Here is a 25866-nt window from a genome sequence, read left to right as displayed (position 1 = left end):
GCCCGGAACCCCGTGCGGCGGTTCGCTTGCTTGGATGAACCGATGTCTACCGAATCCTCACCGTCCCTCGCCATGCCCAACCTGAAGGCCGCCGAAGCCGAAGACCGCGCCCAGCGCGACCAGCGCCACGACCGCTGGTTCCGCAACGCCATGTTCGGCTCCGCGCTGCTGGTGCTGTTGCTGCTCGCCGGCGTCGCCGGCTCCACCCTGTGGGGCGGCAGCCTGGCCTTCTCGCACTTCGGCCTGGACTTCCTCACCAGCACCGAATGGGATGCGGTGAACAACAAATTCGGCGCCCTGGTACCGATCTACGGGACCCTGGTCACCTCCTTCCTGGCGCTGCTGATCGCCGTACCGGTCAGCTTCGGCATCGCCATCTTCCTCACCGAGCTGGCGCCGCCGTGGCTGCGCATGCCGGTGGCCGCGGCCGTCGAGCTGCTGGCCGGGATCCCCTCGATCATCTACGGCATGTGGGGCCTGTTCGTCTTCGGCCCGTTCATGGCCCAGCACATCGCTCCCTGGCTGAACGACTACCTGGGCGCGCTGCCGCTGATCGGCGGCCTGTTCCAGGGCCCGCCGCTGGGCATCGGCATGCTCAGCGCCGGCATCGTCCTGGCGATCATGATCATCCCCTTCATCACCTCGGTGATGAACGAAGTGTTCAACAGCGTACCGACCACCCTGAAGGAATCGGCCTACGCCCTGGGCAACACCACCTGGGAAGTGGTCTGGGACATCGTCCTGCCTTACACCCGCTCGGCGGTGGTCGGCGGCATCTTCCTCGGCCTCGGCCGCGCCCTGGGCGAGACCATGGCGGTGACCTTCGTGCTGGGCAACTCGCAGCACTTCTCCGCCTCGCTGCTGATGCCCAGCAGCTCCATCGCCTCGGTGATCGCCAACGAGTTCAACGAGGCCTACACCGACCTGCACCGCTCCTCGCTGATCGCCCTGGGCTTCCTGCTCTTCGTGGTCACCTTCATCGTTCTCGCCGCCGCTCGCCTGATGCTGCTGCGCCTGGCCCAGAAGGAGGGCAAGTGACATGGCCGGCAACGAAAGCCTGTATCGCACCCGCGCGCTGAAGAACCGCGCCGCCATGCTGCTCAGCTGCGGCGCCACCCTGTTCGGCCTGATGTGGCTGGCGTGGATCCTGCTGACCACCATCAGCCACGGCATCGAGGCGCTGAACCTCAACCTGTTCACCAAGATGACGCCGCCGCCGGGAGCCGAGGGCGGCCTGGCCAACGCCTTCTACGGCAGCGTGCTGATGAGCGCGCTGGCGCTGCTGATCGGCACCCCCATCGGCCTGATGGCCGGCATCTGGCTGGCCGAATACGCCCGCCACACCCGCATGGGCACCGTGGTGCGCTTCATCAACGACATCCTGCTGTCGGCGCCGTCCATCGTCCTGGGCCTGTTCGTCTACACCAGCGTGATCCTGCCGCTGAACTACCTCACCGACCACCGCGTGGGCTTCTCCGCCATCGCCGGCGCCCTGGCCCTGGCCCTGCTGGTGATCCCGGTGGTGGTGCGGACCACCGACGAGATGCTTCAACTGCAGCCGACCACCATGCGCGAAGCCGCGCTGGCCCTGGGCGTGCCGCAATGGAAGCTGACCCTGCAGATCGTCCTGCGCGCCGCCCGCGCCGGGGTGATCACCGGCATCCTCCTGGCCCTGGCGCGCATCACCGGCGAAACCGCGCCGCTGCTGTTCACCGCCTTCGGCAACCAGTTCTGGAGCAGCGACCTGCTCAAGCCCATGGCCAGCGTGCCCGTCGTGGTCTTCCAGTACGCCATGAGCCCCTTCAGCGACTGGAACGCCCTGGCCTGGGCCGGCGCCCTGGTGCTGACCCTGTTCGTACTGCTGCTCAGCCTCACCTCCCGTCTCATCCTTCTGCGCAATAGGGCATCCTGATGACTGCCATGACCACCGCCATCGCCGCCGAACGCACCAAGATCCGCGTTCGCGACCTGGAGTTCTTCTACGGCGAGCACCGTTCGCTCAAGTCCATCAACATGGACATCCCGGAGAAGTGCATCACCGCCATCATCGGCCCGTCCGGCTGCGGCAAGTCGACCCTGCTGCGCATCTTCAACCGCATCTACTCCCTGTACCCGAAGCAGGAAGCGCGCGGCGAGGTGCTGCTCAACGGCGAGAACATCCTCGCCCCCGGTTACTCCATGAACCGCCTGCGCAGCCAGGTGGGCATGGTGTTCCAGAAGCCGGTGCCGTTCCCGATGACCATCTACGAGAACATCGCCTACGCGGTGCGCCACCATGAAAAGGTCAGCCGCCGCGAGATGGACGACCGCGTCGAGCAGGCACTGCGCGGCGCGGCCCTGTGGGACGAGGTGAAGGACAAGCTGAACGCTAGCGCCCAGGGCCTTTCCGGCGGCCAGCAGCAGCGCCTGTGCATCGCCCGCACCATCGCACTCAAGCCCCAGGTGCTGCTGCTCGACGAGCCGACCTCGGCGCTGGACCCGATCTCCACCGGGCGCATCGAGCAACTGATCACCGAGCTCAAGCAGGAGTTCACCGTGGTCATCGTCACCCACAACATGCAGCAGGCGGCGCGTTGCTCGGACTACACCGCCTTCATGTTCCTGGGCGACCTGATCGAGTTCGGCGACACCGACACCCTGTTCACCAAGCCGGCCAAGGAGCAGACCGAGGACTACATCACCGGTCGCTTCGGCTGAGCCCCAGCGCTCCCCCGACGCCCGCCACGGTGCACGCCGCGGCGGGCGTTTTCATTGCGGCGCCGGCAAAGCCTTGCCGCAGCCTGGCAGGCGTTTGCCTTTCGTAGCAGCGAGCTTGCTCGCGAACCGCACGGCAACGCTGCAACCGGGAACGCCCGTTCGCTAGCAAGCTCGCTCCTACAGGGGAGGGCGGCGCCGTCATGACCGCCGGCCGGCATCCTGGCGTGTTTCTTGCCCGATACAGGCTCCCCCCTTTGGCACGGGAGACCTGCCCATGAACATCATCGACGGCCTGAGCGGCATCGGCCTGGCGACCAAGCTGGTGCGCGGCGTGGTCGCCGGCGCCAGCGAGTTCGCCAGCTACCTGGCCAACGCCAGCAGCGCAAGCGCGACGACGAGCGGTACGAGCGAGGCGCCCTCCGGCGCGGTAGCATCCTCCGGCGGCGCCGCGCAGAGTGGCGGCGGCCCCCTGGACGAATTCCTCGCCTACATGAAGCTCAGCCCCGGCGAAAAGCTGCGGCACAGCGTCATGCAGGACATGGACGTCACCCAGGAACAGCTCGACGCCATGCCCGCCGAGGACCGCGAGCGCATCGAGAACGAAATAGCCCAGCGCATCAGGGAAAAGATCACGCAGCAGGCCGACTCCGGCAGCCAGCCGGTCGCACCCACTGCCACTCCGGTGGCCCTGAAGCAGATGTATGGCGTCGAACGAACCCAGCCCAGCCTCGACCTCCTCGGCTGACCCGCCCCGGCCGGCCCTCGCGCCGGCCTCAAGCCTTGTATCGGAACCGATACGGGACGCTACCCGATGCTGGCTGCATCGCTGAACTCCCTTGCCTAGACTGCGGTCTTCCGCAGTGAACCCACGTTTGTGCACATGTCTTCCATGCAATCCCACAGCAGACTCATCAGCCACGTTCCCCGGCACCTGATCCAGCAGGCCGTAGCGAAGAAGGTCGGGCGCGGCTGGCGCGCCGACTTCAACGTCGCGGTGTGGCTGCACCTGGCCACCGCCGGCGACGCCCAGGTGACGCTGAAAGTCAGCTACCAGGACGGCGAGACCGTCCGCGAGCAACTGATCGACCGCGGCCGCGTCGGCTTCAACCAGCGCATCCTGCTGTGCGGCATCGCGCGCCTGGAATACAACCAGGCCATCGAATCCATGAGCCTGTCGCTGCTGTGCGAGGAACCCATCCAGACGCTGATGGTGGACGAGTTGTTCGTCCAGGCGGTGGAATTGCAGCGCGACGGCGAGCGCAGCCGCAAGGGGCGCCGTTGAAGATTCATCCCAAGGAGTGATACGCCGGGGCTGGCCGATGCGTTGAAATGATCCTGCCCGTCAACTTCCACCGGATGGCCCATGAGCTTCGACCCTTCGCACCTGCAGTCCTACACCGAATACCGTGGCATCGAGATTCCCTTTCTCGACCACCTGAAGTTCCGCTACCAGCCGGCCGGCGCCAGCGAGCACGACGGCCACCTGGTGCTGCGCGTGGAGCGCGAGCACCTCAACGGCTGGCGCAACGCCCACGGCGGCGTGCTCATGAGCCTGCTCGACGTGGCCATGGCCCTGGCCTGCAGCCATGTCGACGAGGAAGGCCGCGGCTGCGTGACCGTCGAAATGAAGACCAGCTTCCTGCGCCCCGGCGGCGACGTCGGCGAAGTGCTCGAAGCCTTCGGCCAGGTCCGCCACCGCACCCGCTCCATCGCCTTCTGCGAGGCCGAAGTCCGCAACGCCGCGGGCGAAACCGTGGCCACCGCCAGCGGCACCTTCAAATACCAGAACAAACAGCGCCCGGTGATCGACGCCTGAGCCTGCGACCCGGAATGACTGTAGGAGCGGACCCTGCCCGCAGCTGGGAAATCGCAGTGTTCCCCCCGTAGGAGCGGACTCCGTCCGCGATCCCTCCCATGGCACCCTGCCATCCCCAACCGCTCTGGCCCGCAGTTTTTCGTGTTCTCGAAAGGTCTTTTGTCATGATTCTGTCATCAGTCGTAACTACATTTTTCTGTCATGAAAATGTCACGCCTGAGTGACGGAGCCAGTGACGGCCCATACCGACCTTGCGAGTGCTGACCCATGCTGCTCAACGACAAGACCCTGCCCCAGCGCATCCGCCAGGAGGCGCTCGACGACCGCGACGAGGAACTCGAGCTCGACTGGCAGGAGCTCTACGACCTCGACGGCCTGCGCGCCGACACCCTGGAAAACTTCGAACAACTCCTGGCCCGCCAGCGCTACTTCGGCGAACTGTTCCGCCTGCAGGGCGAACTGGTGAAGTTGCAGAACTGGGTGGTCAAGACCGGGCACAAGCTGGTGGTGCTCTTCGAAGGCCGCGACGCCGCGGGCAAGGGCGGGGTGATAAAGCGCATCACCCAGCGCCTCAACCCCCGCGTGTGCCGGGTGGCCGCGTTGCCGGCGCCGAACGACCGCGAGCGCACCCAGTGGTACTTCCAGCGCTACGTCTCGCACCTGCCGGCGGCGGGGGAGATCGTGCTGTTCGACCGCAGCTGGTACAACCGCGCCGGCGTCGAACGGGTGATGGGCTTCTGCAATGACGAGCAGTACGAGGAATTCTTCCGCAGCGTGCCGGAGTTCGAGCGCATGTTGGCGCGCTCGGGCATCCAGTTGATCAAGTACTGGTTCTCGATCACCGACGAGGAACAGCACCTGCGCTTCCTCAGCCGCATCCACGACCCGCTCAAGCAATGGAAGCTCAGCCCCATGGACCTGGAATCGCGGCGCCGCTGGGAGGCCTACACCAAGGCCAAGGAAACCATGCTCGAACGCACCCACATCGCCGAGGCGCCCTGGTGGGTGGTGCAGGCGGATGACAAGAGGCGCGCGCGGCTGAACTGCATCCACCACCTGCTCGGCCAGGTGCCCTACGAAGAAGTGGCGCACAAGCCCATCGAACTGCCGGCGCGCCAGCGCCACGCCGACTACGTGCGCATCCCCACGCCGGCGGAAATGCTGGTGCCGGAGCAGTATTGAGTCCAGGCCTGGCGTAGGGCGCATAACGCCTCTGGCGTTATCCGCCGTTTGACCTCGGCCACCGTCCACTCGGCATCGAACCTGGCATTACCACCCCGACCAGCGGCCCCCCACCCAGGCGACGACCTGCGCCTTCCCGTAATAAATGTGTGGCTATGCTTGGGCCCATGGACATCCGGATCGAACAGACCGATGGTGATCCGCCCGCATGGAAGGTCTTCCTGGGGACGTTCTTCATCGTATGCGCCAGTGAAGACGAAGCCTCAGCCTGCGCCGAGGCCGCGCGTCGCTACGCCAGCGCCAACCCCGCCATCCACTGCGACCTGCCCAGCCCGCCGGCGGCCGTGGCGCCGTTGCGCGCCGGCTGCCGCCCACCCAGCGGCACCGAACTGGAGGCCTGGGAGCTGCGCTGGCCGGAGCGCTACCTGGGCACCTGAGCGCCAACGCCAGGCAAACGCCCTCTGAATCCCGGCCTGCCGCCAAAGCCCCGCCCGTCACCTGCCCAGGCCACACTCTTGCCGGAGACGGGCGGATTTCCGACAGTTCTGCCTCGCCCTTGCCGTAGCTGATTTCCGCAATTGCGCCGAGCGTTGTGGGACTTGACCCCAGGGGTTCGCCGCGTGAGCCGGCGGTCAAGTTCTGCGCGGCGCGCCACCCCTAAGATCGCCCCCACGCGCCGGACCAGGCCTTGCCGTGCACCGGTCGCACCCACGACAAGAACAACCAATGGGGGACCACCACCATGCAGATTCGAAGCGGCGGCTGGACGGCCCGGCAGCGCTGGCGCATCCAGATCTTCGCCATCACCTGGCTGGCCTACGCCGCCTTCTACTTCACTCGCAAGGCCTTCTCCGTAGCCAAGCTCGGCATCGGCGAAGACCCCGGCTTCGCCCTCGACAAGGCGGCCATGGCCGACCTGGACGCCCTTTACCTCGCCGCCTACGCCGTGGGCCAGTTCGTCTGGGGCAGCTTCGCCGACCGCTTCGGCCCGCGCGTGGTGGTGGGCGGCGGGCTGTTCGTCTCGGCCCTGGCGGCGCTGGCCATGGGCACCTTCGCCACCGTGCCGATCTTCGCCACCTGCATGGTCGTCCAGGGCCTGGCGCAGTCCACCGGCTGGTCGGGGCTGTGCAAGAACATGGGCGGCTTCTTCTCCACCGCCGAGCGCGGCCGCGCCATGGGCTACTGGAGCACCTGCTACGCCTTCGGCGGCCTGGTGGCCACGCCCTTCGTCGGCTGGTGCGCCTACCAGCTCAGCAACGACTGGCAGGTGGCCTTCAGCGCCTCCGCCGGCGTGGTGCTGGCCGTGGGCTGCCTGTTCCTGCTGCTGCAACGCAACCGCCCGGAAGACGTCGGTCTGCCGCCAGCGGACGACGAACAGGAAGCGCAGGCGCAAGCCACCACCGGCCTGTGGGACGCGTTGCGCCAGGTGCTGCGCAACCGCACCGTGCTGGTTCTGGGGCTGGCCTACTTTCTGCTCAAGCCGGCGCGCTACGCCATCCTGTTCTGGGGCCCGGTGATCATCTACGAACGCATGCCGGAAATCGGCAAGGTCGCCGCCGCCGTCGTCCCCACCGCCTTCGAGGTCGCCGGCCTGCTCGGGCCCATCCTCATCGGCCTGGCCTCGGACCGGCTGTTCGGCGCCCGGCGCATGCCTGCCTGCGTGCTCAGCCTGCTGGCTCTGGCGGCGTGCCTGGCGCTGTTCACCCCGGTGCTGCTCAGCGGCAACCTGTACCTGGTGGTGGGGCTGCTGTTCCTGATGGGCGTCACCCTCTACGGTCCCGACTCGATGATCAGCGGCGCCGCCGCCATCGACTTCGGCACCCGCCAGGCCGCCGGCACCGCCACTGGCTTCGTCAACGGCTGCGGTTCGGTGGGGGCGATCCTCGGCGGCCTGCTGCCCGGCTATTTCGACACCTTCTCGGTGTTCATCCTCTTCACCTGCGCCGCGCTGACCGCCTGCCTGCTGCTGGTGCCGTTCTGGCACAGCCTCCCGCAGGGGAGGGCAGGCGCCGCACCCGCCACCGCCCTGCAAGCCCGCTGAGCCACCACCGGGCCGCCCGCGGCCCGGCCAGCATTCCCGACTAAACAAGGAGAACGCCCATGGCCCTCGCACTCTTCGACCTGGACGACACCCTCATCGACGGCGACTGCGCCAGCCTGTGGAGCCGGCACATGGCCGACCTGGGCTGGGTGGAAGGCGACGCCTTCGTCCGCCACGAACGGGCACTCATGGCCCTGTACGCCGAAGGCCGGCTGGCGATGGAAGACTACATGGCCTTCACCCTGGCCCCCCTGGTGGGGCACACCCCCGAGGCCGTCGCCGCAGCGGTCGAACCCTTCGTCACGGAAGTCATAGGCCCCTGCATCCGCTTCGACGCCATGGGTTGCCTGAACCAGCACCGCGAAGCCGGCGACCGCCTGCTGGTCATCTCCGCCTCGGCGCACTTCCTGGTCGCCAGCATCGCCGCCCGCCTGGGCGTGACCGAGGTCCTGGCCATCGACCTGGAACAGCACCAGGGCACCTACAGCGGCCGCACCCAGGGCACCCTGACCTACCGCGAAGGCAAGGTCACCCGCCTGCAAGCCTGGCTACAGGAGCAGGGCGAAAGCCTGGCCGGCGCCCACTTCTACTCCGACTCCCGCAATGACCTGCCACTGCTGTCCCTGGTCCAGAACCCCCGAGCAGTAAACCCCGACCCAGCCCTGCGCTACCACGCCGAAACCGCCGGCTGGCCGATCCTCGACTGGCGCTGAAATCACTTAAAAGCGGCTCTAGCGTTGCAGGCCGATGCCGCCCCTCCCGCCCACACCAAACGGCCCCCTCTCCCTTCAGGGCGGGGCGCGTAGCCGAGGGCTGGGGAGAGGGAGCGGAGTCCCCCCAAACACCGCAATCACCGGGAAACGCAAGCCCCTACAACCCAGCACGTCACACCGTACCCCTTGTAGGAGCGCGCCCTGCGCGCGAATCGCGGGCAGGGCCCGCTCCTACAGGTCGGCACCGTCCCTCCCCGCCACGCCGAACGGCCCCCTCTCCCTCTGGGAGAGGGCCGGGGTGAGGGCGCGGAGTCCCCCCAAACACCGCAATCACCGGCAAACACCACCCACAAGCAAGCCCCTACAACCCAGCACGTCACACCGCGCAGCGCGCCCTGCGCGCGAATCGCGGGCAAGACCCGCTTACGGCACGGCTTCTCGTAGGAGCGAGCTTGCTCGCGAACAAACGCGGTGCCATGCGGTTCGCGAGCAAGCTCGCTCCTACAAACAGCCCCCTACCTCAACCGCCGAGCCCATTCCCGCCAACCCGCCCGCGTCTCGGCAGAGCCCCGCACCACCCGCGGCAACTCCGCCATGTTCACCCACAACTGCCCCTGCCAATCCAGCACCCGCACACCCTGCCGCCCCCAACTCAGGCACAACTGCCGCGGCCCGCCATCACCGCCCTGACAACGCACCTTCGGCACCACCTGCGTACTGATCCACCGCCGCAACCCACCCAGATCGGCATGGGCGAAATGGAACAACAACGCATAAGCGCCGGACTCGCTGACCAACAGCCGCTCCAGGCTGCCGCCATCATCCAGGCGCAGCCACTGCGTGCATAACTGGTCATCTTCCAGGCGCCTGGCCAACCGTTCGCAGCTGGGATGGCCGATCAACCGGCGCAGGTCGTCCAGCACGAACCAGACCTGGTCGTCGAGCAGCAGGGCGCGGAGGGTGCGGTGCTTGTGGAAGAAGTAGAGCGGGGTGGGGAGGGTGGATTCGTCCATGGGAAAGGTCCTTCACTGATTGGATAGGACCGCCTCTTCCGCTGCTAAACGAAAATGGAGGCGGAACCGCACAGGGTTAGCAGACCGGAATCAGTGTACCGGCAGACCCGAAGGTCTCCCCATGCGGCCCGCCGTCAAGGCAAGTTCCGGGCGAATCTCATCGCCGGAAATCGCTGGGCGTTTCCGCACACTGATTGTTCAGGCTGCTAAACCCGGCTCCGTCGTTTTCACGGGGCGAATGGAGGGTAGGGGCGATAGAGGGAATGGTCAAGAGTTGGTGATCTTTTTATCTTCTGCTTATTGGTATCAGATTCGCCAAGTCTAATTAGTTTTACTGATTGATTCTGAATGAGTCAGGATAAAATGATGTCGCACCTATCATGTCGGTAACGAAAAGTAGCTCTGCAATCATCATGGTTATTGGGATTATATATCCTGCGTATAAATTGGCATAGGATACTGCATACATTGCAAGGCGTCTTATTCCTGTTATTTCATAATCATGCGTCATGTCTAGCTTTGCAAGCCAATAATCTTTGTCTGAGTGGTTTTCTGTGTCGGATATTATGCTTGAATATCGCTCGTTGTACTTGTTTGTTATTTCTTTTTCTGACTCTTTTCCTTCGGCGAATACTTCCCGGTCAAGTTGGCGAGACAGATCTTTAAGTTTGTCGCCGCATTCGTTTAACTTTTCTGATCTTACCTCGTATCCAGCTTTTGACATGGTTACTGAATAGACAAGAACCGAGACTGCAAGAAATATCTGCATCATATTTAGTACGGGTGCAGCAAAAAATAGCTTAACGCCGGAATTTTGTATTAGTGGTATAAGAATTAGCCCGAGTGATAGGATCGTGGTTGTGAAGAATGATATTTCACTCTTTCTTCGTAATCGAATTGATGCTCTGTATCTGCATTTTGCTGTTACCCTCATACCTAGAAGTAATTTTTCTGCAGGCGTTTTTTTGGGGCGTGAATTTTGAGGCTTTCCAATAAGCCAGTTCCATTGTTTCTTCATTTTTATTTTCTGAGAGGTTGTTTGTTTTGGCTGTTTTTCGAAATACTTGCAATTTCGCCGATAAATAAATATGTATGAATTACTGAGAGGCGAGCTTCATCGGGACTTACATCAATATGTACGCCTTTACAGGTTTTTTCATATATTGCGTCTAGCTTGGTTGCTAAGTGTTCCAGTTCAGACTCTAGGAGATAGTAACTCCCATCGCTTTCGCTTAGGTCAGATAAAAAAGCGAGGATGCGGTTCTTATATTGTTCTTCCCCAACTTTTCTGGGGTTTCCTTTTCTGTCAATCCAATCGTCATTCTGTGCTGTAAATAATGAGTCGGCTACATCCATTAGTAGCCTTCGACAGGACGTCAAGGCTGCGGACCAAGATTCGGAGGATTTTTCATTGACCCTGTCATTTATAGCCAGAATTTTCTCGGCAGCTTGAGGGCAGTAAGATCGAATAAAGTTATCGACCAAGACTCGAGCTCCTTCGAAGATGTTTTCTGCAAAGTCTCCTAGTTCAAGTGCTATGTGTGAGTCGGTAGCATAGTTGTGTATTGATGCTTTTAATGATGAGAAAAATGTTTTGCTGTTTGCGAAGCTTGCTCGTTGTTGGGCTTGTATTTTTAACTGTGTCGCAATGAATGCCTCGGTGGCATTTTTCTCTATAAAGTCCTTGATTTTGGTTGTGGGGGTTGCGTTGGATTTGAATGCATTTAAGAAGGCTTCATCTGACTCAAGGTCCGCTTCAAATGCGGGAAGGCTTTTTTTGTAGTATGTTAATTTTTCTAAGTCAATTCTTCCTCCCGATGCTGCGTATTTTTGGCAGCTGCCTAGCATGGTAAATGAGAAGTTGTCAGGATATCCTTTGATTTCTAGGTCTAACCAAGTTTGGGCGTCGGAGTCTCGCATTAGTCTTGCGAGTCTCTTGGCTTTCATTAATATTATGTCTATCTTGGTTGATGAGTTCTCTAAGTCATCGAGCAAGCTCTCGCTCACTCGTTTGGCTTCCTCTATTTGTCTGCTCATATAAGCCTCGAGTTTGGGGTAAAGAGAGTTGTCAAAAATCGAGCCTGTTCTTGGTTGGAGGAACTCACTCCCCACCCACCCCATTCCTCTCATGCCGATAAACACTCACCGCCTCATAAACCGCCTTCCTTAACCGGTTGATCCCACCAATCGGCCGATGCTCCGGCAGGGCGTGCCAGGGGTTGAAGGAGAGGTTGTCGCACATCAGGTTTTGGTCGCGGCTGTCGAAGTCCTGCGGGGGGATGCTGACCAGGGCGACGGTCTGGAAGGGGGAGTCCTTTTCTTTCCATTCCACGCTGGTGTCTTCGATGGGCATGTATTTGTTGGCGTCCTGTTTTTGCACCTGTAGCGCGAAGCAGGCTGGGACGCGGTCTATCGAGAGTTGCTGGTAGAGCGCGGTGCGCAGGAAGTTCGGCAGTTTTTCGTTGAGCTTGGGCAACTGGTAGTTGGGGCAGGCGCCTGGGGCGGGGACGGTGCGGAACTTGATGTTGTTCTGTTCGCCGAGCTTGTACGGGGCTATGCCGAAGTAGCTGGCCTGTAGCGGGCTGGCCGGGGCCGGGGCTAGGGTTTGCAGGGCGATCAGCAGGTGGCGGATTTCCCAGGTGTTGGGCTTCCAGCTGGGGAAGAAGGCGAGGACTTTCTGGCCGTTGGCCTGGGCGTTGAAGTTCTGCCGGTACTCGGCCACGTCGCGGACGAAGAACACCGGGTGGTTGAACATGACGAAGTCCTGCTCGCCGTCGTGGCCCTTGCCGGGCATCAGGTTGGCGCCGGGCACGTCGAGCAGCTTGATGGCCATGCCGCGGGCGTCGTTGGCGCTGTCCTGCTGCGGGTAGGCGTTGCCGTTGGAGAAGCGCACCCAGGCGTTCCACACCTTGCCCGGCTGGGCGAACACGCCCTGGCGCAGGTCGGCGGGCAGGTTGGGGTTGACGGTGACTTCGGCCTTCACGCAGCCGTGGGCCTTGGCGTGGGCGTCGCGTAGCACGCGGGTGTTGTCGCGGTGCTGTTCGACGATGCGGATGGCGTCTTCGATGATGGCCTGGGTCTGCTGGGCTTCGTCCGCGGGAATCTGTTCCTGGGTCGAGACCGGGCCGCTGAACTTGATGCTGTAGTACACCCAGCCGATGCCCAGGCCGACGAGGCCGAGCAGGGCCAGGCAGAGGATGGGCAGCGCCACCCATTTGCCGAGGAGGTTCCAGATCCGGGTGAGCAGTGCGCGCATGGGGGCGGTCCTTTGCGGGGGGCTTTCTTGGTTTTCTTCTGTGGAAGTCGAGTGTGTCGGGAGTTTTTGCCCTCTCCCTAACCCTCTCCCTGAAGGGAGAGGGGGCCGTATGGCGCGAGGCGGGGCTGCACCGTCAGCCGGTCAGCTCCGCTCGGGCATCACTCGCAGTTCGGGCCCGGGGTCCAGGGTGGGGTGGGTTCGTCGGTCAGGCGGCTTTCGTAGGTTGGGTTGCCCAGGACCTTCAGGTATTCCACCAGCGCCCAGCGTTCGTCCGGGCTCAGGGCGCGGCCGATGGCGCCGTCCTTGCGGCAGCCGTCGCGGAATTCGTGGCCGCGGTTGCTGTTGCCGGTGACGCTGGTCTTGTACAGGAAGCCGCCGGGGAAGCGTTCGGTGCGGTAGCCGACGAATTTCGGGTCGAAGTCGAAGGTGCCGACGTAGAACTGGGTGTCGCGCTCGGCCACCGGCGAGAGCAGCTGGAACAGGTTGGGCACCGAGCCGTTGTGCAGGAACGGCGGGGTGGCCCAGACGCCGTCCAGCGGGCGGGCCTTGTAGGCGGTCAGTTCGCGCACGCCGATCTCCAGGCCGTAGCCGTTCATGCGCTTCTGTTCCTCGGGGCCGATGTTGGCGTCCTTGTAGGCGCGCTGCTCGACGTAGGCGGTGATGTAGGCCAGGCCCTTGGCGGCGGAGAGTTTGGACAGGTCCAGCGGCTGGCTGGGCGGCGGCATCAGCACCACGTTGAGTTTGTTCAGCTCGTCGAGCTGCCATTTCAGCGGGGTGAGGTCGTAGGTGTGGTTGGCGATGTTGTCCGCGGTGGTCGGGTCGGTGCCGATCACTGTGGTGGGGATCATGCTCATCTTCCATTCCGGGTCGCGCGCGGGGGCCAGGCGCTGGTCCGGTTCCACCACGTGGGGGCCATGGCAGCGCTGGCAGTTCTCGCGGAACAGCGCGCGGCCCTGGGAGGCGCGCTTGAGGTCGATGGCGCCGAACACCTGCTCCGGCCAGGCCGGCGGCTTGAGGGTCTTGAGGCCTTCTTCCAGGGCATGCAGGTCCTGCACCCGCACGCTGGAGGCGTAGCGCGCGTCGCCCAGCACCGGCTGGCCGTCGGCGTCGAGCAGGCCGAGGGTGGCGCCCACGCCCAGGGCTTCGCCGATGTTGCGGGCCATGGGCTGCATGGCCGAGCCGTTCCACTGCACCCAGTCGAACTTCCAGATGTCCCACAGCTGCGGGTAGTTCACCGGGGCGTTGGCCACGCGGTAGTTGTCGGCGCTGATGTGGTCGCCGAACACGCCGTTGGCGATGCGCCCGAAGGCGTCGGCGCGGCCGGGGCCTTCCTCGGTGGGGTAGAGGCGCCGGCGGGTATCGTTCCAGGCGGTGCCCAGCAGGGTGCCGAGCACGTCCTTGAAGCCGGCGCGCAGTTCGGCCTTGGCATCCTTGTCGGGGTTTTTGCCCAGCACGTCTTCGGCGAAGCGGTCGAACTTCCAGGGGTTGATATAGGTGAACAGCATGCTCATGCCCAGCGCCTGGCCGAAGGCGCCGCCGCGCACGGTGGGCACGGTGGAGGCGATGGAGTGCATGGCCGCGCCGCCGTCGATGCGCACGGCCTGGCCGTTGTAGCGCAGCTCGCCGGTGTGGCAGGCGGAGCAGGTGATGTCGAGGTATTCCGGGCCGTTCTCGCCGTTGCGATGGCGGGCGAAGCCCACCGGCAGGTTGCCGGGGTTGTTCGGGTCGAGCTTGCGCTCCTTCGCCGGCTTGAGCTGCTCGGGGTCGATGAGGAAGCCGTAGCGGGCGAGGTTGGCCGGGTCGGCGAATTTCTCGCTGGAGAAGGGCTGGCGCAGATGGATGAACCAGTCGTAGAGCAGGCCCTTCACCTGGGTGCCCTGGGGCGTGTAGTAGTAGTGCTCGCGGGCCTGCTGGTCCCATTGCGGGAGGAGGTTGAGCTTGTCCGGCGCGGTGTACTGCGGCACGTTGGGATGGGCGACGTACCACAGCAGCACGCCACCCACGAGCAGGAGCAATAGGACGATAGCGAGTATGATCCGTCCGATTATGCGCATCGCAACTTCCTTGTTTCTTGAGGCCCGGGGCCATCGTTATGCCAATACCGGCACCGGTTGGCAAGGTGATGCCGCACACAAGCCAGGGTTTTTGCCTGCCACCATGCACCCCGTAGCAGGCACAGGCCAGGTCCGTCCGCGGTTTATCCGCCGTTTTGCAAGGGACATCACTGTCGGTGATGTCGAAAGGTGTGTCTTGAGTTCCAACCATTCCCTCGACGACGAATCGGTGGCCGCGCGGGTGCTGCGGCACTTCCGCGTGGCCCTGGACGAGCGCGGCTACAGCGCCGACGGCTCGCAGCAGTCCGCCATCGAGCACCTGGCCGACTGGCTGGACGGCTTTCTCGGCGGCCGCCGCTCCTGGCTGCGCAAGCCGCCCGCGGGCGTGTACCTGTGGGGCAGCGTCGGCCGCGGCAAAAGCTTCGTGATGGACTGCTTCTATGCCGCGGCGCCGCTGCAGGCCAAGCGCCGCGTGCACTTCCACGCCTTCCTGCAGGAGCTGCAGCAACGCATGATGGCCTTCGCCGGCCAGGCCGACCCCCTGGCGCGGGCGGCCCGCGACATAGCCGCGCAGACGCGGCTGCTGTGCTTCGACGAGTTCCACGTGCACGACATTGGCGACGCCATGCTGCTCGGGCGTATGCTCAAGGTGCTGGTGGAGGAGGGCGTGGGCATGGTCTGCACCTCCAACTACGAGCCCGAGGGCCTGTGCCCCAACCCGCTGTACCGCGAGCGCTTCCGCCCGGCCATCGAGCTGCTCGAGAAGCGCTTCGACGTGGTGCCGCTGGACGGCGGCGAGGACTACCGCCTGCGCGCCACGCCCCTGGAGAACTGGGGCAGCTACCTGTGGCCGGCGCGCGCCGACGACCTGGAACTGATCGGCGAGCGCCTGGGCCTGGACGAGCAGGCGCAGTTCGACCAGGTGCTGGACGTCAACCACCACCCGCTGCGCATCCACGCCCTGGAGGAGGGCCGCGCCTGGCTCGACTTCAGCGAGCTGTTCGAACGCCCGCGCTCGGCGGCCGACTACCTATGGCTGATCGAGCACTTCCCGCGCATGGCGGTCAGCGGCCTGGGCCCGCTGGGCGACTACCCGCCGGACGTGAGCATGCGCTTCCTCAACTTCATCGACATCGCCTACGACCGCCAGCTGCGCCTGCAGCTGTTCGCCAGCGTGTCGCTGGAGCGCCTGGCCGAAGGTGGCACCGCCATCGATTTCGGGCGGACCCTGAGCCGCTTGCGGCAGTTGAAGCTGGAGCCGTTGTAGGGGAATCGGGCCCGGCTTCGGCGGGGCGGGTGTGCCTGGTGTATCGGCGTACAACCGCGAACGGTTGTACGCCCTACGCACAGGTCGATCATGACGTAGGGCGAATAACCGTTCGCGGTTATCCGCCGCCTGACCTTGGCATGACCCACCTCGGACCCGGCCCGGACTGCCCTTCTGCAGGTGTGGGCGATTATCGCCCCATTTCATTTGCGATTATCGTCCGACGCTTCGATAATCGGCCGAATCTGCCGCCAACAGGACCTCGCCATGACCGACGAACATTCCGCCAGCCAGGCCACCCTGGCCCCGCCCATCGTCGCTTCGCCGGCCAAGCGCATCGAGGCCTTCACCGGCGACCCCAACTTCATGACCTCGCTGGCCCGCGGCCTGGCGGTGATCCATGCGTTCCAGGAGCGCAAGCGCCACCTGACCATCGCCCAGGTCAGCCACCGCACCGAGATTCCCCGCGCCGCCGTGCGCCGTTGCCTGCACACGCTGATGAAGCTGGGCTACGTGACCACCGACGGGCGCACCTATTCGCTGCTGCCCAAGGTGCTGACCCTCGGCCATGCCTACCTGTCCTCGACGCCGCTGGCGGTCACCGCGCAGCCGCTGCTGGACCGCGTCAGCGAGCAGTTGCGCGAGGCCTGCTCCATGGCCACCCTGGAGGGCGACGAGATTCTCTACATCGCCCGCTCGGCCACGCCGCAGCGGCTGATCTCGGTGGACCTCAGCGTGGGCAGCCGGCTGCCGGCCTACTGCACGTCCATGGGCCGCATCCTCCTGGCCGGGCTCGACGACCAGGCCCTGGAGGACTACCTGGCCCACGCCGATCTGCAGGTGAAGACCAGCCGCACCGTGTGCACCCCGGAGGGCCTGCGCGCGAGCATCGCCGAGATCCGCCGGCAGGGCTGGGTGATCATCGACCAGGAGCTGGAGATGGGCCTGCGCTCGGTGGCGGTGCCGCTGAAGGATTCCGCCGGCCAGGTGCTGGCGGCGCTGAACGTCGGCACCCACGTCGGCCGGGTGTCGCGCCAGGAGCTGGAGACGCGCTTCCTGCCAGTGCTGCTGGAGGCCAGCCGGGAGCTGAGCACGCGGCTGTTCCACTGAGCGCCAGGGTTTTGGTCGATAACCGCCCGCAATGGCGATTATCGAATTGAAGCTCTGACAGGCAATTCGTACTGTGGGCCGTCCGCCCGCGAGGGCATCGAATAACAACAATGAGTGACGGCCGCCGGTCCACGCCCCGGTGGCGCCCTCATTCCTGTCCGCCTGCAGGAATCGCCGCATGACCCGTTCCGCCACCCTGCCGTCCACCGGCACCCTGGACGTCCAGTCCTTCATCAATGCCCAGCCGCTGTCGGCATACCAGTACCGCATCGTCCTGCTGTGCTTCCTCATCGTCTTCCTCGACGGCCTCGACACCGCAGCCATGGGCTTCATCGCCCCGGCGCTGACCCAGGACTGGGGCATCGACCGCGCCAGCCTCGGCCCGGTGATGAGCGCCGCGCTGATCGGCATGGTCTTCGGCGCCCTGGGCTCCGGCCCGCTGGCCGACCGCTTCGGGCGCAAGGTCGTGCTGGTGGCCGCGGTGTTCCTGTTCGGCCTGTTCAGCGTGCTCTGCGCCTTCAGCGCCAACCTCGACCAGCTGCTGGTGCTGCGCCTGCTCACCGGCGTTGGCCTGGGCGCGGCCATGCCCAACGCCACCACGCTGCTCGCCGAGTACACCCCCGAGCGCCTCAAGTCGCTGCTGGTCACCAGCATGTTCTGCGGCTTCAACCTGGGCATGGCCGGCGGCGGCTTCATTTCCGCCAAGCTGATCCCGGCTTTCGGCTGGCACAGCCTGCTGCTGCTTGGCGGCGTGCTGCCGTTGGCGCTGGCCCTGGTGTTGCTGCTGTGGCTGCCGGAATCGGCGCGCTTCCTGGTGGTGCGCAACCGCGGCGATGCGCGCGTGCGCCGCGCCCTGGCGCCCATCGCCCCGGCCGAGGTGGCCATGGCCGGTGGCTTCAGCGTGCCGGAGCAGGGCAGCGCGCCCAGCGGCAACGTGCTCAAGGTGGTGTTCGCCGGCCGCTACAGCGCCGGCACCCTGCTGCTGTGGCTGACCTACTTCATGGGCCTGGTGATCGTCTACCTGCTCACCAGTTGGTTGCCCACCCTGATGCGCGACAGCGGCGCCAGCCTGGAGCAGGCGGCCTTCATCGGCGCGTTGTTCCAGCTCGGCGGGGTGCTCAGCTCGGTGGCCGTGGGCTGGGCCATGGACCGCTTCAACCCGCACAAGGTGATCGGCATCTTCTACTGCCTGGCCGGTGTCTTCGCCTACTGCGTGGGGCAGAGCCTGGGCACCCTCGGCCTGCTGGCGGGCCTGGTGCTGGCTGCGGGCATGTGTGTGAACGGTGCGCAGTCGGCCATGCCTTCGCTGGCGGCGCGCTTTTATCCGACCCAGGGGCGTGCCACCGGGGTGTCTTGGATGCTCGGCATTGGTCGCTTCGGTGCCATTCTCGGGGCCTGGATCGGGGCTACCCTGCTGGGGCTGGGGTGGAACTTCGAGCAGGTGCTCACTGCCCTGGTGGTGCCGGCGGCGATTGCCAGTGCGGCGGTGGTGATCAAGGGGGTGGTCAGCCACGCGGATGCGACTTGAAGCGCTGGGGCGTCGGCGCCCGGGAATGACGGCGGATAACGCCGTAGGCGTTATGCGCCCTACGAACTACGGCGTTATCCGCCGAATCGCGGACGGAGTCCGCTCCTACGGTTACAGGGAAGCACGGGCGTAGGAGCGGACTTTGTCCGCGATTGGATTCACCGACCACGCCGGACACCCTGGTGGCACGAATGGCCCCCTCTCCCGCTTGCGGGAGAGGGCTGGGGAGAGGGCGCTCTTACCCCTCAACCCCACAGCCACCAGCAAACCCCCTTCGCGAGCAAGCTCGCTCCTACGAAGAGCCGCCCCGAAAAACGATAACAGACGAGCGGTCACCCCCCACCTGCGAGCGGTAGCGAATGTATCGCAGATGAAAAATTAAGGACACATGCCGCCGCTAACGCCGGCTCGACAATAGGCCCATCGCATCCCGGCCCTCGGCCGGGGTTTCACGCAACTGTCGTTCGAGCGGTTCGGGCCATGAGCTTTGTCATTCACCCGCGCAGACCTGCGCCCAGGGAGGGGGCCGGCGGTCAGCGTGCCTTCACCCTGATCGAGTTGATGGTGGTCGTCGCCCTGGTGGCGATCTTCGCCAGCATCGCCGTGCCGGCCTTCGGTTCGCTGATCGAGTCCAGCCGGGTGAAGTCTTCCGCGTCGGCGCTCTATCGTCTGCTCCAGGCCGCCCGCGCCGATGCCGTGAGCACGCGCACCGCCACCAGCCTGTGCCAGAACGGCAGCGCCTACGAGTGGCTGCTGGTGCGCGCCGGCAGTTGCGCCTCGCTCGATTCCAGCCTGGTGTCGCAGCGCCTCAGCCTGCCGACCAGCATCGGTATCAGCAGCAGCGTCAGCGCACTGACCTTCCATGCCGACGGCAGCGCCGCGGTGGCCAGCCTGAGCCTCAGCGGCAGCAAGAGCGGCAGCAGCTACAGCATCAAGGTCGCCGCTTCGGGCTACATGAGCTTTGGCTCGGGGAGCAGCCAATGACGCGCCGTGGCCTGGCCGGCTTCAGCCTGATCGAAGTGCTGGTGGCGCTGCTGGTGATCTGCGTCGGCGTGCTGGGCATGCTCGCCATGCAGGGCAGGGCGATCGCCTATTCCCAGGACATGGCGGTGCGCGGCACGGCGGCGGCGCTGGCCGACGAGCTGATGGAGACCCTCCGCACCGACCTCTATTCCACCCAGGACGCCGGCACGCCGCTGACCCCGCCGGCCAGCTCCGACTACTACAAGGCCACCGGCAGCGCCTTCCCCGCGGCGCCGAGCAGTTGTGCCTCGCTCGCTTCGCTGAGCGCCTCGCAGCGCCTGGGCTGCTGGGCGCAGCGGGTGCAGCAGGCGCTGCCCGATGCCGCCAGCCTGATGAGCAGCGACTTCCACATCTGCCGCAGCAACGGCGCCAGCACCTGCAGCGGCACCGGCTCGGCCATCGAGATCCAGCTGGCCTGGCGGGTGAAGTCCGGCGAGTGCCTGGAGGCCAGCCCCGGCAGCGACCCGACCATCTGCCACTACGTGCTGCGCGAGGAGCCCTGAATGCCCGCCCATTCCCGCCGCCAGGCCGGCCTCTCGCTGGTCGAGCTGATGGTGGCCATGACCCTCGGCCTGTTCCTGATACTGGGCGTCACCCAGATGTACCTCGACGGCAGCACCCGCACCCGCTACTTCGCCGGCCAGTCCGAGAACCTCGACAACGCCCGCTACCTGCAGCAGGTACTGGACGCGCGCCTGTCCCGGGCCGGCTACCGGCGCCAGCCGTCGGCGCGCATGAGCACCGCCTTCCCGGCGCAGAGCAAGAACGGCTGCAGCTTCGCCGCCGGCCAGGCGCTGGTGCGGGTGGACGCCAACACCCTGTGCCTGCGCTACCAGCCGCGCGACGCCGCCGACACCGACTGCACCGGCGCCTCCCTGGCCAGCCTGCCAGGGCTGACCACGCCCTACGCGACCTTCAGCCCGAGCAACGACGTGGTGGAGAAGATCGGCCTGGCCGGCGGCCAGCTCAGCTGCAACGGCAGCGTGCTGGCCGACAACGTGGCGGCGGTGCACTTCGACTACGGCGTGGACACCGGCACCGACGAGAACGCCCGCCAGGTCGCCAAGTACGTCGCCAGCCCGGGCAGCGCGCAGACCGTGCGCAGCCTGCGCTACACGCTGCTGCTGGCCAGCAGCGGGAGCAACCTGACCGGCGGCATGAGCACCACCACCTGCGCCAACTGGACGACCCTGAGCGGCGGCAGCGCCTGCACCGACGGCGACGGCACCCTGCGGCGCATCGTCAGCGGCAGCAGCATGTTGAGGAACCTGATGCCATGACTATTTCTGTGCATGGGCGGCAGCGCGGCGCCGTGCTGTTCGTCGCCCTGGTGATGCTGCTGGTGCTGACCCTGCTGGCGGTCGGCGGCATGCGCGAGATGCAGCTGGAAGGGCGGATGACCGGCAACCGCCTGGAGCTGCAGCGGCTGACCAGCGCCGCCGAGTCGGCCCTGCGCGAAGGCGAGGGCAGGGTGAGCCAGAGCAGCCGCGCGCTGGAGGCCTGCTCGTCGTCCAGCCCCTGCTACACCGGCCTGGCCAGCAGCTATGCCGCGGACTTCTCCGGCGCCACGGCCTACACCGGGCTGGACGGCGCCACCAGCCTGCCACGCAACGCGCGCTGGTACCTGCGCTACATCGGCAACAGCTGCAAGGGCGGCTCCGGCGGCAGCGCCAACGCCTATCTGTCCAAGGGCCAGTCCGGCTGCACCTATTACTATGAAGTCAACGCCCAGGCCTACAAGGACAGCGCCAGCACCGGCTGCGCCGCCAATACCCTGTGCCTGCGCTCCAGCACCGCGCTGGTGATCCCATGAGGCCCGCAAGGAGGCTCCCTGCCATGAAACCGCTGCGCGCGCTGGCGCTGTTCCTGCTGTCCTGCCTGCTGTGCGCCGGCACCCGGGCCTCGGTGCTGGCGCAGACGCCGCTGTTCGTCAGCAACATCGCCCCGCCGATGAACATGCTGGTGGTCGGCCGCGACCAGAAGCTCTACTTCCCGGCCTACAACGACGCCTCGGACATCGACGGCGACGGCCAACTGGACATCTACTACAAGCCGAGCATCGACTACACCGGCTATTTCGACTCGTACAAATGCTATTCCTACGACGACAGCAACGGTGTGTTCGTCCCTGCATCCACAACCAGCACCAAGAAGTGCAGCGGGAAGTGGAGTGGCGACTTCCTCAACTACCTGACCATGTCGCGCATCGACGTGCTGCGCAAGGTGCTCTACGGCGGCTATCGCTCCACCGACAGCGCCACCGCCACGGTGCTGGAGCGCACCTTCATTCCCAACGACGCGCACAGCTGGGGCAAGGAGTACCAGAGCGTCACTCGCGACGGCTACAACATCGCCGACTACGCGCCGCTGACCGCGCCTGGCAGCGGCAAATACATCCTCTTCGCCAACACCTCGCGGCCGGACAGCACCTCGCGGCCGGACAGCGGCGATGCGACGCTGACGGGCTATACCAGTACCGCAGTACCCAAGCTGCGGATCATCAAGAACACTAGCTACCGCATCTGGCAGTGGGTCTCGCGAGAGGATCCCCAGGCGACCAACACCATTGCAACCCCCGATCTTGATCTTACCGTGCGGGTCCAAGCCTGCGTCAGCGCCTCGTTGAAGGAGAGCAACTGCGTACAGTACGGCAGCGTCTACAAGCCCACCGGGGTACTGCACGACTACGGCGCCTCGAACAAGATGTACTTCGGCCTGATGACCGGCACCTACACCAACAACCTGCGTGGCGGCGTGCTGCGCAAGGCGCCGGCCAGCTTCGGCGACGAATACACCGCCAGCAACGGGCGCTTCCTCACCGACTCCACCTCTGGCACCGGCTGCCTGAACTCGCGCTGCTACGTGAACAACAGCGGCATAGTCGCCAACCTCGACCGCCTGGTGTATTACCAGCGCTGCACGTCGGGTAATGGCGACAGCCCACTGAAGAACGGCAACTGCCCCGACTGGGGTAATCCTCTAGGAGAGATGGCATACGAAACGCTGCGCTATTACGCGGGAAAGAAGAATGGTAAGCAGCTCACTCCCAACTACGCTGCCGGCACAGTCGACACGACTCTGGGACTGTCCAACGAAGGCACCTGGGTCGACCCTTACTCGACCTATCCGTCGTGCACCAAGCCGTTTATGACGCTGATGAGTGACGTCAACCCCAGTTACGACTCGGACGTGCCCGGCAGCACCCTGGGCAGCGACATGAAGCCTACCGACGATATTGGATTCGATTTCGCCAGTATCGGCTCTACGCTATGGAGCAAGGAGGGCCTCGGCAGTGGAGTGAAGATCAATGTTGGTGAGTCAGATAAAACTAACGACTCAGCCCCTACTGCCAAGACCGCCACGAGTTTCTCGACCATTCGCGGCTTGGCCGAGGAACCTACCCGCCAAGGTAGTTACAGCACTGCCGCGATGAGCTACTTCGGTAGTCAGACGGCGCTAACCACCGCCGGCTCGAACAAGGTGCAGAGCTTCTCCATCGCACTGTCCTCGACGCTGCCCAACATCAAGATAACCACCAGTAAAGGCACCCTCAAACTGGTGCCTTTCAGCATGAATGTGACTAAAGGCATAGTCAGCCAGATCACTGGTTTCTATATCGACACCCTGACCAAAGACAGTAGCGGCAACATCACTTTCCGCGTGGTCTATGACGACTCAGCCCAGGGCAACGACTACGACATGGACGCTATTGTCCTCTACGAGGTGACGGCCAACAGCGACGGTACGGTGACGGTCAAGACCACTACCGAGTATTCGGTGGCCGGGGACGAGTCGCACATGGGCTACACCATGGCCGGTACCACCAAGGACGGTATCTATCTGGAAGTGGCAGGTGGCGTAGGCGGGCTTTCCGGTAAGGCATCTTCAATGGCTACGCGATTCAAGCTTGATACGCCCATCGGCGTTGATGCTAACGGTTGTAACAATAATGGCTCAGCCAGCACCAGTTGCGCGCGTCTGCCTGGAAAGGCAGGTAGCAATGTCGATCTCTCGGCCGGAACTTCGAACACCCGCACCTTCACGCCATCCACCTCCACCGCCGTCACCACCCTGCAGGACCCCCTGTGGTACGCCGCCAAGTACGGCAAGAGCGACCTCAGCACCTGGGATACCGACGGCGACGGCACCCCGGACAACTACTTCCTGGTGAGCAACCCGAGCAAGCTGGCCAGCCAGCTGAAGTCGGCCTTCGACGACATCCTCCAGCTCAACGCCTCGGTCACCGCGGTGGCGGTGGACTCGCAGTCGCTGGACGACGGCGACTACGTCTACAGCACCAACTTCAGCTCCAGCGACTGGACCGGCGACCTGATCAAGAAACAGAAGATCAAGACCACCTCCAGCAGCGGCGCCACCAGCACGACCACCACCACCCTGTGGAAGGCCTCGGCGCAGTTGCCCAGCAGCCGCAACATCTACTTCGCCAAGAACGGCAGCCTGACCTCGTTCACCTGGGCCAACCTCAGCAGCGCCCAGCAGACCGCGCTCAACCGCACCGCCGCCGGCGTGGTCGACAGCAAGGGCTCGACCCGCGTGGACTTCCTGCGCGGCAGCAACACCAGCTTCCGCAGCCGTTCCTCGCTGCTCGGCGACATCGTCAACTCCTCGCCGGTGCTGGTCAGCGGCGCCGACTACATCACCGCGCGGGCCGACGCCCTGGAAGGCAGCACCAGCTACGCCGCCTACGCCAGCGAGCAGGCCGCCAAGCCGGCGGCGGTCTACGTCGGCGCCAACGACGGCATGTTGCACGCCTTCAACGCCAGCACCGGGGCCGAGCTGTTCGCCTTCATCCCCAGCGCGGTGATCGCCAACCTGAACATCCTCACCGCCAGCGACTACGGCCAGGACGAAGGCACCGAGCACCGCTACTTCGTCGACGGCACCCCGGTGGTGGCCGACGTCTACTACGGCTCGGCCTGGCACAAGGTGCTGCTCGGCAGCCTCGGCGCCGGCGGCCGCGAGGTGTTCGCCCTGGACATCACCGACCCGGCCTCGCCGAGCCTGCTCTGGGAGTTCACCAGCGACAACGACGCCAGCCTCGGCTACACCGCCGCCAAGCCCAGTATCGCCCGCCTGCACGACGGCAAGTGGGTGGCCCTGGTGCCCAACGGCTACGAGAGCGGCAGCAACAGCGCCTCGCTGCTGATCATCGACATCCAGAGCGGCACCTTGCTGAAGAAGATCACCGCCACCCCCAGCCTGACCACCACCGACACTGGCGCGCTCGACAGCCTGGCCAACGGCCTGTCGCGGCTCTACGTGGCCGACGTGAACAGCGACGGCATCGCCGACTACGCCTACGCCGGCGACCTGCTGGGCGACCTCTGGCGCTTCGACCTGATCGACACCAGCGCCAGCAGCCCGCTCACAGCCGGCGCCGCCGACGCCAAGTTCGCCGTGGCCTTCGGCGGCAACCCGCTGTACGTGGCGCGCAACGCCAGCAGCGTGCGCCAGCCGATCACCGCGGCGCCGAGCCTGGTCGAACACCCCAGCGGCACCGGCTACATCGTCGCCTTCGGCAGCGGCCGCTACCTGACCACCTCGGACAAGACCTCCACCGCCACCCAGAGCGTCTACGGCATCTGGGACCGCAAGACCGCCGGCGAGGCCACCAGCGCTTCGCTGACCGCGGCCAGGACGCGCAGCGACCTGCAACAGCAGACGCTGACCGCCGGCACCACCGACGGCACCACCACCTATACCCTGAGCGAGAGCGACGTCGCCTGGTACGACAGCAGCGGCAACACCGCCGACGCCAACGTCGCCACCTGGGGCTGGTACTTCGACTTCCCGCGCACTGGCGAGCGGCTGATCTACGACATGACGCTGTACGGCTCCAGCCTGATCTTCGCCAGCTCCACGCCGCAGACCGGCACCTGCGCCGCGGGGTTGTCCGGCACCGTCTACGCGGTGGACCCGGAGAGCGGCGGCAAGACCGACTACAACGTCTTCGACCTGAACAGCGACGGCACCTACGAGTCGATATCCGGCTTCGTCACCGACGGCGGCGACATCACCCTGTCCGGCGGCTACACCTGGGGCAACTCCGAAAATACCCTCGACGGCGTGGCCACCAACACCGGCACGGTCAGCGGCCGGCGCAGCTGGCAGGTGCTGCCGAGCGATTCCAACTGAAAGGGCCAGC

23 protein-coding genes are annotated in these 25866 nt (G+C 65.0%); 18 read left to right on the top strand and 5 right to left on the bottom strand.

The features are described from left to right. Nucleotides 1-72: 72 nt before the first annotated feature. The 10 genes from pstC to QSJ95_RS29665 all read left to right on the top strand — a co-directional run bounded on the left by pstC (nucleotide 73) and on the right by QSJ95_RS29665 (nucleotide 8449). Nucleotides 73-1038, top strand: coding sequence for a phosphate ABC transporter permease subunit PstC (pstC, locus tag QSJ95_RS29710; protein WP_371263856.1), 966 nt, complete (start codon nucleotides 73-75; stop codon nucleotides 1036-1038). Nucleotide 1039: 1 nt separating this feature from the next. Then, nucleotides 1040-1912 (top strand): phosphate ABC transporter permease PstA, encoded by an 873-nt coding sequence (gene pstA, locus QSJ95_RS29705; RefSeq protein ID WP_009619261.1) that lies wholly within the window; start codon nucleotides 1040-1042, stop codon nucleotides 1910-1912. Next, nucleotides 1912-2697, top strand: coding sequence for a phosphate ABC transporter ATP-binding protein PstB (gene pstB / locus QSJ95_RS29700; RefSeq protein WP_009619262.1), 786 nt, complete (start codon nucleotides 1912-1914; stop codon nucleotides 2695-2697). The genes pstA and pstB overlap by 1 nt, the downstream gene beginning before the upstream one ends. A 274-nt stretch (nucleotides 2698-2971) precedes the next feature. Next, on the top strand, nucleotides 2972-3442 hold the full coding sequence (locus QSJ95_RS29695; protein WP_009619263.1) for a hypothetical protein: 471 nt from the start codon (nucleotides 2972-2974) through the stop codon (nucleotides 3440-3442). Between the two features lie 135 nt (nucleotides 3443-3577). Then, nucleotides 3578-3979 carry a hypothetical protein gene (locus QSJ95_RS29690; RefSeq protein ID WP_225617133.1) on the top strand — a complete coding sequence of 134 codons (402 nt, stop codon included), beginning with the start codon at nucleotides 3578-3580 and terminating at the stop codon, nucleotides 3977-3979. A gap of 81 nt (nucleotides 3980-4060) precedes the next feature. Then, nucleotides 4061-4513 carry a PaaI family thioesterase gene (locus QSJ95_RS29685; RefSeq protein ID WP_285647240.1) on the top strand — a complete coding sequence of 151 codons (453 nt, stop codon included), beginning with the start codon at nucleotides 4061-4063 and terminating at the stop codon, nucleotides 4511-4513. Between the two features lie 267 nt (nucleotides 4514-4780). Continuing rightward, on the top strand, nucleotides 4781-5695 hold the full coding sequence (gene ppk2 / locus QSJ95_RS29680; protein ID WP_285647239.1) for a polyphosphate kinase 2: 915 nt from the start codon (nucleotides 4781-4783) through the stop codon (nucleotides 5693-5695). Between the two features lie 167 nt (nucleotides 5696-5862). Then, nucleotides 5863-6132: a hypothetical protein gene (locus QSJ95_RS29675; RefSeq protein ID WP_009619271.1), complete on the top strand. Its 270-nt coding sequence runs from the start codon at nucleotides 5863-5865 to the stop codon at nucleotides 6130-6132. A 305-nt stretch (nucleotides 6133-6437) separates the two neighbouring features. Then, a complete protein-coding gene (locus QSJ95_RS29670; RefSeq protein WP_069866164.1) occupies nucleotides 6438-7736 on the top strand; it encodes an MFS transporter in 1299 nt (432 codons plus the stop codon). 59 nt (nucleotides 7737-7795) lie between these two features. After that, a complete protein-coding gene (locus tag QSJ95_RS29665) occupies nucleotides 7796-8449 on the top strand; it encodes an HAD family hydrolase (protein WP_069866162.1) in 654 nt (217 codons plus the stop codon). Between the two features lie 515 nt (nucleotides 8450-8964). Here the strand turns inward: QSJ95_RS29665 and QSJ95_RS29660 are convergent. From QSJ95_RS29660 to QSJ95_RS29640, 5 genes are all read right to left on the bottom strand, one after another. Beyond that, the gene (locus QSJ95_RS29660; RefSeq protein ID WP_285647236.1) at nucleotides 8965-9462 is read right to left on the bottom strand and encodes a BRO-N domain-containing protein; all 498 of its coding nucleotides are present in this window, start codon (nucleotides 9460-9462) and stop codon (nucleotides 8965-8967) included. Between the two features lie 331 nt (nucleotides 9463-9793). After that, nucleotides 9794-10480 (bottom strand): SLATT domain-containing protein, encoded by a 687-nt coding sequence (locus QSJ95_RS29655; RefSeq protein WP_285647235.1) that lies wholly within the window; start codon nucleotides 10478-10480, stop codon nucleotides 9794-9796. Between the two features lie 2 nt (nucleotides 10481-10482). Next, nucleotides 10483-11499 (bottom strand): AbiTii domain-containing protein, encoded by a 1017-nt coding sequence (locus tag QSJ95_RS29650; protein ID WP_285647234.1) that lies wholly within the window; start codon nucleotides 11497-11499, stop codon nucleotides 10483-10485. Nucleotides 11500-11563: 64 nt separating this feature from the next. Then, nucleotides 11564-12718, bottom strand: coding sequence for a catalase family protein (locus QSJ95_RS29645; protein ID WP_285647233.1), 1155 nt, complete (start codon nucleotides 12716-12718; stop codon nucleotides 11564-11566). Nucleotides 12719-12876: 158 nt separating this feature from the next. Beyond that, nucleotides 12877-14772 (bottom strand): c-type cytochrome, encoded by a 1896-nt coding sequence (locus QSJ95_RS29640; RefSeq protein ID WP_285647231.1) that lies wholly within the window; start codon nucleotides 14770-14772, stop codon nucleotides 12877-12879. Nucleotides 14773-14968: 196 nt separating this feature from the next. Here QSJ95_RS29640 and zapE point away from each other — a divergent pair, with 196 nt between their 5' ends. The 8 genes from zapE to QSJ95_RS29600 all read left to right on the top strand — a co-directional run bounded on the left by zapE (nucleotide 14969) and on the right by QSJ95_RS29600 (nucleotide 25856). Further along, a complete protein-coding gene (gene zapE, locus QSJ95_RS29635) occupies nucleotides 14969-16039 on the top strand; it encodes a cell division protein ZapE (RefSeq protein WP_285647230.1) in 1071 nt (356 codons plus the stop codon). A 267-nt stretch (nucleotides 16040-16306) separates the two neighbouring features. Further along, on the top strand, nucleotides 16307-17149 hold the full coding sequence (locus QSJ95_RS29630; RefSeq protein WP_043266799.1) for an IclR family transcriptional regulator domain-containing protein: 843 nt from the start codon (nucleotides 16307-16309) through the stop codon (nucleotides 17147-17149). Nucleotides 17150-17327: 178 nt separating this feature from the next. Next, on the top strand, nucleotides 17328-18677 hold the full coding sequence (pcaK, locus tag QSJ95_RS29625) for a 4-hydroxybenzoate transporter PcaK (protein ID WP_285647228.1): 1350 nt from the start codon (nucleotides 17328-17330) through the stop codon (nucleotides 18675-18677). 480 nt (nucleotides 18678-19157) lie between these two features. After that, complete coding sequence (locus QSJ95_RS29620) at nucleotides 19158-19661, top strand: GspH/FimT family pseudopilin (RefSeq protein ID WP_082657066.1); 504 nt, start codon at nucleotides 19158-19160, stop codon at nucleotides 19659-19661. Continuing rightward, a complete protein-coding gene (gene pilV / locus QSJ95_RS29615; RefSeq protein ID WP_064583599.1) occupies nucleotides 19658-20203 on the top strand; it encodes a type IV pilus modification protein PilV in 546 nt (181 codons plus the stop codon). Before QSJ95_RS29620 ends, pilV begins: the two co-directional genes overlap by 4 nt. Further along, nucleotides 20204-20980: a PilW family protein gene (locus QSJ95_RS29610; protein ID WP_285647223.1), complete on the top strand. Its 777-nt coding sequence runs from the start codon at nucleotides 20204-20206 to the stop codon at nucleotides 20978-20980. Then, nucleotides 20977-21513 (top strand): pilus assembly PilX family protein, encoded by a 537-nt coding sequence (locus QSJ95_RS29605; RefSeq protein WP_061561304.1) that lies wholly within the window; start codon nucleotides 20977-20979, stop codon nucleotides 21511-21513. Before QSJ95_RS29610 ends, QSJ95_RS29605 begins: the two co-directional genes overlap by 4 nt. A gap of 23 nt (nucleotides 21514-21536) precedes the next feature. Next, entirely contained in the window at nucleotides 21537-25856 is a 4320-nt protein-coding gene (locus QSJ95_RS29600; protein WP_285647220.1) for a pilus assembly protein, read from the top strand. Nucleotides 25857-25866 lie beyond the last annotated feature (10 nt).

Source organism: Pseudomonas sp. NBRC 100443 (genome assembly GCF_030268185.1).
Taxonomy (GTDB): domain Bacteria; phylum Pseudomonadota; class Gammaproteobacteria; order Pseudomonadales; family Pseudomonadaceae; genus Pseudomonas; species Pseudomonas citronellolis.
Note: the sequence above shows the minus strand (reverse complement) of the source record. Positions and strands in the feature narration are given on the sequence as shown.

Excerpts from the sequence above, each read along its gene's own strand:
- pstC (WP_371263856.1), top strand. The coding sequence starts at position 73 with ATGCCCAACCTGAAGGCCGCCGAAGCCGAAGACCGCGCCCAGCGCGAC.
- pstA (WP_009619261.1), top strand. The coding sequence starts at position 1,040 with ATGGCCGGCAACGAAAGCCTGTATCGCACCCGCGCGCTGAAGAACCGC.
- pstB (WP_009619262.1), top strand. The coding sequence starts at position 1,912 with ATGACTGCCATGACCACCGCCATCGCCGCCGAACGCACCAAGATCCGC.
- QSJ95_RS29695 (WP_009619263.1), top strand. The coding sequence starts at position 2,972 with ATGAACATCATCGACGGCCTGAGCGGCATCGGCCTGGCGACCAAGCTG.
- QSJ95_RS29690 (WP_225617133.1), top strand. The coding sequence starts at position 3,578 with ATGTCTTCCATGCAATCCCACAGCAGACTCATCAGCCACGTTCCCCGG.
- QSJ95_RS29685 (WP_285647240.1), top strand. The coding sequence starts at position 4,061 with ATGAGCTTCGACCCTTCGCACCTGCAGTCCTACACCGAATACCGTGGC.
- ppk2 (WP_285647239.1), top strand. The coding sequence starts at position 4,781 with ATGCTGCTCAACGACAAGACCCTGCCCCAGCGCATCCGCCAGGAGGCG.
- QSJ95_RS29675 (WP_009619271.1), top strand. The coding sequence starts at position 5,863 with ATGGACATCCGGATCGAACAGACCGATGGTGATCCGCCCGCATGGAAG.
- QSJ95_RS29670 (WP_069866164.1), top strand. The coding sequence starts at position 6,438 with ATGCAGATTCGAAGCGGCGGCTGGACGGCCCGGCAGCGCTGGCGCATC.
- QSJ95_RS29665 (WP_069866162.1), top strand. The coding sequence starts at position 7,796 with ATGGCCCTCGCACTCTTCGACCTGGACGACACCCTCATCGACGGCGAC.
- QSJ95_RS29660 (WP_285647236.1), bottom strand. The coding sequence starts at position 9,462 with ATGGACGAATCCACCCTCCCCACCCCGCTCTACTTCTTCCACAAGCAC.
- QSJ95_RS29655 (WP_285647235.1), bottom strand. The coding sequence starts at position 10,480 with ATGAAGAAACAATGGAACTGGCTTATTGGAAAGCCTCAAAATTCACGC.
- QSJ95_RS29650 (WP_285647234.1), bottom strand. The coding sequence starts at position 11,499 with ATGAGCAGACAAATAGAGGAAGCCAAACGAGTGAGCGAGAGCTTGCTC.
- QSJ95_RS29645 (WP_285647233.1), bottom strand. The coding sequence starts at position 12,718 with ATGCGCGCACTGCTCACCCGGATCTGGAACCTCCTCGGCAAATGGGTG.
- QSJ95_RS29640 (WP_285647231.1), bottom strand. The coding sequence starts at position 14,772 with ATGCGCATAATCGGACGGATCATACTCGCTATCGTCCTATTGCTCCTG.
- QSJ95_RS29630 (WP_043266799.1), top strand. The coding sequence starts at position 16,307 with ATGACCGACGAACATTCCGCCAGCCAGGCCACCCTGGCCCCGCCCATC.
- pcaK (WP_285647228.1), top strand. The coding sequence starts at position 17,328 with ATGACCCGTTCCGCCACCCTGCCGTCCACCGGCACCCTGGACGTCCAG.
- QSJ95_RS29620 (WP_082657066.1), top strand. The coding sequence starts at position 19,158 with ATGAGCTTTGTCATTCACCCGCGCAGACCTGCGCCCAGGGAGGGGGCC.
- pilV (WP_064583599.1), top strand. The coding sequence starts at position 19,658 with ATGACGCGCCGTGGCCTGGCCGGCTTCAGCCTGATCGAAGTGCTGGTG.
- QSJ95_RS29610 (WP_285647223.1), top strand. The coding sequence starts at position 20,204 with ATGCCCGCCCATTCCCGCCGCCAGGCCGGCCTCTCGCTGGTCGAGCTG.
- QSJ95_RS29605 (WP_061561304.1), top strand. The coding sequence starts at position 20,977 with ATGACTATTTCTGTGCATGGGCGGCAGCGCGGCGCCGTGCTGTTCGTC.
- QSJ95_RS29600 (WP_285647220.1), top strand. The coding sequence starts at position 21,537 with ATGAAACCGCTGCGCGCGCTGGCGCTGTTCCTGCTGTCCTGCCTGCTG.